At 63.2% G+C, this 9,095-nt stretch carries 6 protein-coding genes and 1 pseudogene; 5 read left to right on the top strand and 2 right to left on the bottom strand.

The window, feature by feature from the left end:
* Positions 1-104: 104 nt before the first annotated feature.
* The 3 genes and pseudogenes from E3O45_RS01120 to E3O45_RS01110 form a co-directional block, all read left to right on the top strand.
* Positions 105-1,007 (top strand): annotated as a pseudogene (locus tag E3O45_RS01120) (ABC transporter ATP-binding protein); the annotation flags it as partial.
* Complete coding sequence (locus E3O45_RS01115) at positions 1,004-2,968, top strand: ABC transporter ATP-binding protein (protein ID WP_134441186.1); 1,965 nt, start codon at positions 1,004-1,006, stop codon at positions 2,966-2,968. The pseudogene E3O45_RS01120 and the gene E3O45_RS01115, both read left to right, overlap by 4 nt.
* 93 nt (positions 2,969-3,061) lie before the next feature.
* On the top strand, positions 3,062-4,372 hold the full coding sequence (locus E3O45_RS01110; RefSeq protein ID WP_134441185.1) for a DUF4192 domain-containing protein: 1,311 nt from the start codon (positions 3,062-3,064) through the stop codon (positions 4,370-4,372).
* Positions 4,373-4,442: 70 nt separating this feature from the next.
* Here E3O45_RS01110 and E3O45_RS01105 read toward each other — a convergent pair whose 3' ends face one another.
* Together E3O45_RS01105 and E3O45_RS01100 are read right to left on the bottom strand one after the other, a co-directional pair.
* Positions 4,443-5,873 carry an aspartate aminotransferase family protein gene (locus E3O45_RS01105; RefSeq protein WP_134441184.1) on the bottom strand — a complete coding sequence of 477 codons (1,431 nt, stop codon included), beginning with the start codon at positions 5,871-5,873 and terminating at the stop codon, positions 4,443-4,445.
* A gap of 5 nt (positions 5,874-5,878) precedes the next feature.
* Entirely contained in the window at positions 5,879-6,361 is a 483-nt protein-coding gene (locus E3O45_RS01100) for an Lrp/AsnC family transcriptional regulator (protein ID WP_092448738.1), read from the bottom strand.
* Between the two features lie 123 nt (positions 6,362-6,484).
* On the opposite strand from E3O45_RS01100, the gene E3O45_RS01095 reads away from it, so the two are divergent.
* Together E3O45_RS01095 and E3O45_RS01090 are read left to right on the top strand one after the other, a co-directional pair.
* Complete coding sequence (locus tag E3O45_RS01095) at positions 6,485-7,921, top strand: gamma-aminobutyraldehyde dehydrogenase (RefSeq protein WP_134441183.1); 1,437 nt, start codon at positions 6,485-6,487, stop codon at positions 7,919-7,921.
* Positions 7,922-8,028: 107 nt separating this feature from the next.
* Positions 8,029-8,832: a PP2C family serine/threonine-protein phosphatase gene (locus E3O45_RS01090; RefSeq protein ID WP_134441182.1), complete on the top strand. Its 804-nt coding sequence runs from the start codon at positions 8,029-8,031 to the stop codon at positions 8,830-8,832.
* Positions 8,833-9,095: the final 263 nt, after the last annotated feature.

Here is a 9,095-nt window from a genome sequence, read left to right as displayed (position 1 = left end):
GAGCATTGAATAGCTTGTCTAGATAACAACTATTTTAGCTGGTCAGAGGGGCATTCTCGGTTTAACGCGCCGTCAAAACCTCAAGGTCAACCGGTGGATTCAGGCTTAGCTACCTCATGCAGATTCTGATGGCGGTCATGATGGCCACGTTCATGGCCGTGATGATTCCGCGGGCCGCCGTCTCGGCCGACCGCATCGGCGAAGTGCTGGCCACCGCGTCGAGTGTCGTGCCGCCGGCAAACCCGGTGAACGTGACCGTCGGCCACGGCGAGCTCGAACTGCTCGACGTGGGCTTCGCCTATCCCGGCGCCGAACAACCGGTGCTGCGCAACGTGAGCTTCATCGCTCGCCACGGCGAGACCACGGCGATCATCGGCAGTACGGGGAGTGGCAAAACCACCCTAGTGAACCTGTTGCCGCGACTGTTCGACGCCACAAGCGGTTCCGTTCTGGTGGATGGCGTGAATGTGCGCGAGTTGAACCCCGACCTGCTCTGGGGCAATATCGGTCTCGTACCGCAAAAGCCCTATCTGTTCTCCGGCACTGTGCGCAGCAACTTGCTCTACGGCAAACCGGATGCGACGGAAGAGGAACTCTGGCAGGCGCTCACCATCGCCCAGGCCCGGGATTTCGTCACCGAAATGGAGGGCGGGCTTGATGCGAAGATTTCCCAGGGCGGCACCAATGTGTCGGGTGGGCAGCGCCAGCGCCTCGCGATCGCCCGCGCCCTGGTGAAACAGCCGGAGCTGTACATTTTCGACGACTCGTTCTCAGCCCTCGACCTCGCGACGGATGCCCGGCTGCGGCTCGCGCTCAAACAGAGCGCCAATGGAGCCACCATGGTCATCGTCGCCCAGCGGGTGTCGAGCATCATCGACGCCGACCAGATTCTGGTGCTGGAAGACGGCCGCATCGTCGGCCGAGGAACGCACGAGCAGTTGCTCGAGTCCAACACGACCTACCAGGAAATTGTGTCATCCCAGCTCACCGCGGAGGAAGCCGCATGAGCGAGACGCACGCGGACGACAAGCCGGCTCCGCGCCCGCAGCGCGGCGGTGGGCCCTTCGGAGGGATGAACCTGCCCGCCGAGAAATCCCTGAATTTCACGGCCTCGGGCAAACGACTGCTCGGCAAGCTACGGCCGGAACGCCTGTGGCTCGCGCTCGTGTTCGCCCTCGCGGTGATCAGCGTGACGTTCTCGGTCCTTGGGCCGCGCCTGCTCGGCGAGGGCACCAACCTGATCTTCTCCGGCGTGGTGTCGAAATCGCTGCCGAGCGGCAGCAGTCAGGCCGACGTGATCGCGGGGCTGCGGGCATCCGGTGACAGCACGCAGGCCGACATGCTCAGCGGCATGACGCTCACGCCGGGGCTCGGAATCGACTTCGCTATGCTTTCTACCGTGCTGTTCTGGGCGCTCGCGCTCTACGTACTCTCGAGCGTGTTCAGCTGGATGCAGGCCTACGTTCTCAACGAAGTCGTGCAGCGCACCGTCTACCGGCTGCGCGAAGAGATCGAGGCGAAAATCAATCGCCTGCCGCTGAGCTACTTCGATAAGAAGCCGCGCGGTGAACTGCTCAGCCGGGTCACCAACGACGTCGACAATATCTCGCAGAGCCTGCAGCAGTCGCTCAGCCAGGTAGTCACGAGCCTGCTCACCGTGATCGGCGTCATCGTGATGATGCTCATCCTGTCGCCACTGCTCGCCCTGATCGCGCTCGTCACCGTGCCGCTGACCCTCGTGATCACCGCGTTCATCGCCAAGCGTTCGCAGAAGCTGTTCGTGGCCCAGTGGGCGAACACCGGGGAGCTCAACGGTCAGATTGAGGAGACCTTCACCGGCCATGCCCTGGTCAAGGTGTTCGGCCGGCAGAAGGAAGTCGACGCCCGGTTCAAGGCCAAGAACGACGAACTTTATGAGGCCAGCTTCGGCGCGCAGTTCATCAGCGGCCTGATTATGCCGGCGATGACCTTCATCGGCAACCTCGTCTACGTCGCCATCGCGGTCGTCGGCGGCCTGCAGGTCGCCTCCGGTGCCATGCAGCTCGGTGACGTGCAGGCGTTCATTCAATACTCCCGCCAGTTCACCCAGCCGCTCGCGCAGCTCGGGTCGATGGCCAACCTGCTGCAGTCGGGCGTCGCATCCGCTGAACGGGTCTTCGACCTGCTCGATGCCGAGGAGCAGAGCGAAGACCCGGACTTGGCGGAGACGCCGACTGAAGCGCACGGCCGGTTGGTCTTCGAGAACGTGTCGTTCCGTTATAGCGCCGAGAAGCCGCTGATCGAAGAGCTCAGTCTCGTCGCTGAACCCGGGCAGACCATCGCGATCGTCGGCCCGACCGGGGCCGGCAAGACCACCCTCGTGAACCTCATGATGCGGTTCTACGAGATTGATTCCGGGCGCATCCTGCTCGACGGCGTTGACGTGGCGACCATGACCCGGCACGACCTGCGCAGCCGTATGGGAATGGTGCTGCAGGACACCTGGTTGTTCGGCGGCACCATCCGCGACAATATCGCCTACGGCCGACCGGATGCGACGGAGCAAGACATTCACGCTGCCGCCACAGCCACCTACGTGGACCGGTTCGTGCACTCGCTTCCGGACGGATATGACACCGTGCTCGACGACGAGGGAGGCAACGTGAGCGCGGGGGAGATGCAGCTGCTCACCATTGCCCGGGCGTTCCTGGCCAAGCCGAGCGTTCTTATCCTCGACGAGGCGACGAGCTCGGTCGACACCCGCACCGAGGTGCTCGTGCAGAAGGCGATGAGCGCGTTGCGGGCCGAACGCACCAGCTTTGTCATCGCGCACAGGTTGTCGACCATTCGCGACGCCGACCTGATTCTCGTGATGGAGTCTGGCCGCATTGTGGAGCAGGGCAACCATGTGCAGTTGCTCGCCGCGAACGGTGCGTACCAGGCGCTGTATGCGGCGCAGTTCGCGGCCCCGGTCGCCGACGAGGTTTAGAGCGTCTCCTCCACAGGGGGCCTGCCGCCGCGGTGATCCCCAGATACACGGTCGGTAGCGGCAGGTTTACGCGCGACCGGGCACAGTGGCGGCATGCAACCAACCCGTGTTAAAGCCCAGAAGGCCCAGGACTTTCTGGCACTCGTTCCCCAGCTGCTCGGGTTTCTGCCCGAGACCAGCGCGGTTCTCGTCGCGTTTCGCGGCAATCGCACCTGCGGCGCCTTGCGCTTCAACCTGCCCGAGGATGGCGCACCGCAGAAGGTGTATCAACGCATCGCCACGACACTGGCCGGGATGCTCTGCAAGATTCCCGGCGTCGACGCTGTCGTTCCCGTCATCTACACGGACGACTCCTTCGTCGAAGCCCGCGGAATCCCACGGGAGGGTTTTGCGGAGATACTGAACCGGCGGCTCGAACTCAGCGGTTTTCTGTTGCGTGATTCGCTCTGCGTGTCAGTGGATGCCTGGGGCAGCTATCTCGACCCGCAGTGCCCGGCGGGCGGGCATCCGCTCAGCGACATTGCCGAGTCCCCACTGAACGACGAGGCGACCGATCCGGCCGCGCGACCGCTCGGCACTCTGCAGAATGGCGCGGAACCGGTCGGCGTCAATCTGGCCACCAAGGAACGCCTTGCCCGGGTCTACCGGCGCTACCGCCACCTGATCGCGCGGGCCGAAAATGCCCCGGAGTTGTTTCCTACCCTCGGCGCGCTGCTCGACCCGGTCGCGATCGCGGAGGAAGCGCTGACCTGGAGCAATCCGCCCACCGAGGATGACGCGGCAGCGCTGCTCGTGCTCGTGCAGTCACCGCCCAATCGCGACCAGATCATGGTGCAGTTTGCCTTCGGCCGCGAGGAAGGCGTTCGCGCCCACAAGGTCAACCTGCACTACGTCCTGCTCCAGCACGAGACCGGGCGTAGCCTCGACGATCTTGTGGCCGAGGAGATGGATTCCGGCGACTCGAGCGCCCAACATACCGGGGACATCATGCTCGGGCTGCGGCAGGAACGACCGGATGTCGACCGGATCCGGATGGCCATCACCCTGTTGCGCACCGTGGTTGCGCTGGCGCCGCGTTCCGCCAGACCGGCGCCGCTCTGCATGCTCGCCTGGCTGTCCTGGGCCCTCGGCAGTGGCTCCGTTGCCGGATTCTTCGTGGACCAAGCGCTCGCCATCGACCCGCGGTACAGCATGGCGAACCTGCTGGAAGTGCTGCTCGGGTCGGGACACCTGCAGGAGTGGGCGTTCGCGGTTCCGCGCCGGGACGACGAGGAGGGCGACGATTTCGGCTACGAAAACGACGAAGACTTTGGCGAAGATGTCGCGCTCAGCGACGACGCTCTGTGGTCCTTCGAAGGCGAGAACAACGAAGACGACGACGAGGCGAGGGCCGCCGGCGGTTGAGGCAGGTGCTGCCCGACGGCGACCCGGTCGCGCATTCGTTTGAAGGCGAGACCGGGTCCCGGCGAACGAACTACAGGTGCTTCGGTGCCTCCGAGAGCACGCCGTGCAGAATCTCGCTGATCTCGGCGAATTCCTTCGGGCCAATGGTCAGCGGGGGAGCGAGCTGAATCACCGGGTCGCCGCGGTCATCGGCGCGGCAGTACAGGCCCGCCTCATACAGCGCCTTGGACAGGTAGCCGCGCAGCAGACGCTCGGACTCGTCGTCGTTGAACGTTTCCTTGGTGCCCTTGTCCTTGACCAGCTCGATGCCGAAGAAGTAGCCGGCACCGCGCACGTCGCCGACGATCGGTAGGTCGAGCAGCGTCTCCAGCTCCTTGCGGAACAACGGCGAGTTCTCGCGCACGTTCTCGTTGATCTTCTCCTCCTCGAATATGTCGAGGTTGGCCAGGGCGACGGCCGAGGAGACCGGGTGGCCGCCGAAGGTGTAGCCGTGGTAAAACGTCGTATCGCCGTGCTTGAAAGGTTCGTAGATGCGGTCGCTGATGATGGTCGCACCGATCGGCGAGTATCCGCTCGTCATGCCCTTGGCACAGGTGATCATGTCGGGCTGAATGTCATAGGTCGTCGATGCGAACATGTTGCCGATGCGACCGAAAGCCGTGATGACCTCATCGGCGACCAGAAGCACGTCGTACTTGTCGCAGATCTCCCGCACGCGCTTGAAATAGCCTGGAGGTGGCGGGAAGCAGCCACCGGAGTTCTGCACTGGCTCGAGGAACACGGCGGCCACGGTCTCCGGCCCTTCGAACTCGATCATCTCTTCGATGCGGTTGGCGGCCCACTGGCCGAACATTTCGAGGTTGTCGCCGAGGCCAAGGCCCGGGCTCATTTCGTCGGCGCGGTAGAAGTTGGTGTTGGGAACACGGAAGCCGCCGGGGGTGACCGGTTCGAACATTTCCTTCATTGCCGGAATGCCGGTGATGGCCAGCGCACCCTGCGGGGTACCGTGGTAGGCGACGTTGCGGGAGATGACCTTGTGCTTGGTCGGGCGTCCCATCAGCTTCCAGTAGTACTTGGCGAGCTTGAATGCGGTTTCAACGGCTTCGCCGCCACCGGTCGAATAGAACACGCGGTTGAGATCGCCGGGCGCATAGGAGGCGAGGCGGTCAGCGAGCTCGATCGCGTTCGGGTGGGCATACGACCAGATCGGGAAGAATGCGAGTTCTTCGGCCTGCTTGGCGGCGACCTGGGCCAGGCGCTTACGTCCGTGTCCGGCGTTGACGGTGAATAATCCGCTCAAGCCGTCGATGTACTGCTTGCCCTGGGAATCCCAGATGTGGTGTCCCTTGCCCTTGACGATGATGGGCACTCCGGCGCCGGATTCCATCACCGACTGACGGGAGAAGTGCATCCAGAGATGATCCTTGGCCTTTTGTTGCAACTCGGCGTTGTGCGCGTCGCTGAAGGCAACCGGTGAATCGATGGGTGTGGTGAGCGTCATGTTCTTTACCGTGTTCCCCAGTTATAGAACTGTTTGTGGAGTTTGAGATAAACGAAGGTCTCGGTGGAGAGAACCCCATCGAGGTTGCGGATCTTGGAGTTGAGCAGTTCAAGTAATTCGTCGTCGTCTTCGCAGACGACCTCGGCGAGAATGTCAAAAGTGCCGGCCGTGAGTACGACATAGTCGACGGCGTCAATGGCTGCGAGCTGTTCGGCGAGAATGCGGGTGTCGGCCGAGGCTCGAATTCCGATCATCGCCTGGCGAAAGAAGCCCAGCTGCATCGGGTCGGTTACGGCGACAACCTGCATGACGCCGGAATCGGTGAGCTTTTGCACCCGCTGCCGCACGGCCGCCTCGCTGAGGCCGACAGCTTTGCCGATCTCCGCGTACGACCGGCGTCCGTCGACCTGCAGTTGTTCGATGATCTTCTTCGACACATCGTCGAGCTGGGCCGGCTTGGGCGGGTGACCACGCCTTTGTCCATTCATGCATCGATTGTGTCAGTCGAAATGCACTTCAGCAAGCGAATCCGTAGCAGTCTTCGCAAAAAACTGCGGATTTCATTTGTGAATCTGGGTGTGCTTCAAACCGAAATCGATACACTGGGCCGCATGAGCGCCCCCGAACTACGCAACTTCATCAATGGCCAGCACTCCGAGTCGACGTCGACGGAACGGTTTGACCTGATCGATCCGGCGACCGAATCGGTCTATGCCTCGAGCCCGGTCTCGAACGCGACCGACGTCGATGCTGCCTACCGCGCCGCGGCATCCGCTTTCGAAATTTGGGGCGAAACGACCCCGGCGGTCCGGCAGCTCGCACTGTTTCGCATAGCGGATGCGGTGGAGGCGCGTGCCGAGGAATTCGCCGACGCCGAGTCGCTCGACACCGGCAAGCCACGTTCGACCCTCGTCGACGACGAGATTCTGCTCTCGGTCGATCAGATTCGGTTCTTCGCCGGAGCCGCCCGCAATCTGGAGGGCCGTGCGGCCGGCGAGTATCTGACCGACCACACCTCCTTCATTCGCCGCGAACCGATCGGTGTCGTCGGTCAGGTCACGCCTTGGAACTACCCGCTGAACATGGCGGTCTGGAAATTCGCGCCCGCGCTCGCCGCCGGCAATACGACCGTGCTCAAGCCCTCCGACACGACGCCGAGCGCGACCCTGCTGCTCGCCGAGATCGCCGCGGAGTTCCTGCCGAAGGGAGTGCTCAACGTAATCACCGGTGACCGCACGACCGGTGCGGCCATGATCGACCACAAAACTCCCCAGCTGGTATCGATCACCGGATCGGTGCGGGCCGGTATGGCCGTCGCCGAAGCTGCCTCACACGATCTCAAACGGGTCCACCTCGAACTCGGTGGCAAGGCACCGGTGATCGTCTTCGACGATGCCGACATCGAGCTCGCCGTGGCCGGCATCGTCGCCGCTGGCTTCTTCAACGCCGGCCAGGACTGCACCGCTGCGACCCGGCTGCTCGTCCAGGGCGGCATACACGACGAATTCGTCGCCGCGCTCACCGCCTACGCCAGAGAGAACGCGCGCACTGGAGCTCCCAGCGCACAGGGAATCCTGTTCGGCCCGGTGAATAACGTCAACCAGCTCGCGCAGGTCTCCGGTTTTGTCGACCGGCTGCCCGACCACGCCGTACTCGAACTCGGCGGTCATCGCGTCGGCCAGGCCGGCTATTTTCACGAAGCGACCATCGTGAGCGGACTGCTGCAGACCGACGAGGCCGTGCAGCAAGAGATTTTCGGCCCGATGATGACCGTGCAGCGCTTCACCGACGAGGCCGAGGCGCTGCGCTGGGCGAACGACGTGCAGTATGGTCTCGCGTCGTCGGTGTGGACCCGGGATCACGGTCGGGCGATGCGCTTTGCCAAGCACCTTGACTTCGGTTGCGTCTGGATCAACACCCACATACCGATCGTGGCGGAGATGCCGCACGGCGGTTTCAAGCACTCCGGGTACGGCAAGGACCTCTCGATGTATGGCTTCGAGGACTACACCCGGATCAAGCACGTGATGAGCTACATCGGACATTAGGTGCGGTACGGTGCCACCTGACGGTGCCGTTATTATGGTGCAAGTCCTTCGGTGAACGTTGGAACGGCGGGGCCGGCTTCGCGCCCCACACTCGGAAGGCACTACCCGTGACCCAGATTGGTCAAGGTTCGACCGAATTTCGTGTCGAACTGCCCAGCGTTGGAACGTCGTTGACGCTGGCGTGGGCTGCCCTGACCGACGTTGGTCATCGCCGGGAGGTCAACGAAGACAGCCTGCTCGCCGCGCCACCGCTGTTCGCCGTCGCCGACGGTATGGGGGGGCATTCGGCCGGCGATGTCGCCAGTGCCGCCGTCGTCACCAGGCTGGCCGAGCTGTCCGGAACGCTCGTAGCCGAGGCCGGTTCGATTGACCGCGCCCTCGTGCTGGCCGTCGAGGATATGGCGCAGGGTGTCGGAGTAACCGACCAGGGCACCGGAACAACGGTGACCGGGGTGGCACTGGCCCTGGTTTCGGATGCCGTCAGTTGGATCGTCTTCAACATCGGCGACTCCCGGGTTTATCAGTTGTCCAACGGTGTACTCGAGCAGGTCACCAACGACCACTCGGTCGTGCAGGAACTCGTCGATGCGGGGCGCATTACCCGCGAAGAGGCCGACGTGCACCCGCACGGCAATATCATCACCCGGGCGGTCGGCTTTCACGAACCGCCTATTCCCGACTATCGCATTCTGCCGATCCAGGCCGGCATGCGCATACTGGTCTGCTCAGACGGGCTCACCAAGGAACTGACCTCGTACGGTATTCGTCATTTTTTGCTCGAAAAGAAGCTGGCAGCGGATGCCGTCTCAGCGATGGTCGACGCGGCCCTCGAAAACGGTGGTCGCGACAACGTCACCGCGATCGTGGTCGACGTGCTGGCGGTCGACCCCTACGAGGCACCCACGGACTAATTGCCCCGCGTTCGGGCTTCTAAGCGATCTCTTGTGGGTGACGGAGCGTGCCTTCCCTAACGTGGCCTGTTTGTGGAACGCGACTCTTGCCGTTGGTCGAGCTTGTCGAGACCGCCATGGACTGGTCTGAGCCGGTCTCGACAACGCGCGGTCGGCCCGAATGCATCTTCGCACAGATATCCAAACATATCTGAGAATCTCTCGACTTAGGCCTCGGTTTTTGGTACACTTCTTCTATGAGCCAGAGCGGCGACACTCCCCAG

The organism is Cryobacterium sp. TMS1-20-1, from assembly GCF_004402355.1.
In the GTDB taxonomy this organism is placed as follows: Bacteria; Actinomycetota; Actinomycetes; order Actinomycetales; family Microbacteriaceae; genus Cryobacterium; species Cryobacterium levicorallinum.
Note: the sequence above shows the minus strand (reverse complement) of the source record. Positions and strands in the feature narration are given on the sequence as shown.

Excerpts from the sequence above, each read along its gene's own strand:
- E3O45_RS01105 (WP_134441184.1), bottom strand. The coding sequence starts at position 5,873 with ATGACGCTCACCACACCCATCGATTCACCGGTTGCCTTCAGCGACGCG.
- E3O45_RS01095 (WP_134441183.1), top strand. The coding sequence starts at position 6,485 with ATGAGCGCCCCCGAACTACGCAACTTCATCAATGGCCAGCACTCCGAG.
- E3O45_RS01110 (WP_134441185.1), top strand. The coding sequence starts at position 3,062 with ATGCAACCAACCCGTGTTAAAGCCCAGAAGGCCCAGGACTTTCTGGCA.
- E3O45_RS01115 (WP_134441186.1), top strand. The coding sequence starts at position 1,004 with ATGAGCGAGACGCACGCGGACGACAAGCCGGCTCCGCGCCCGCAGCGC.
- E3O45_RS01100 (WP_092448738.1), bottom strand. The coding sequence starts at position 6,361 with ATGAATGGACAAAGGCGTGGTCACCCGCCCAAGCCGGCCCAGCTCGAC.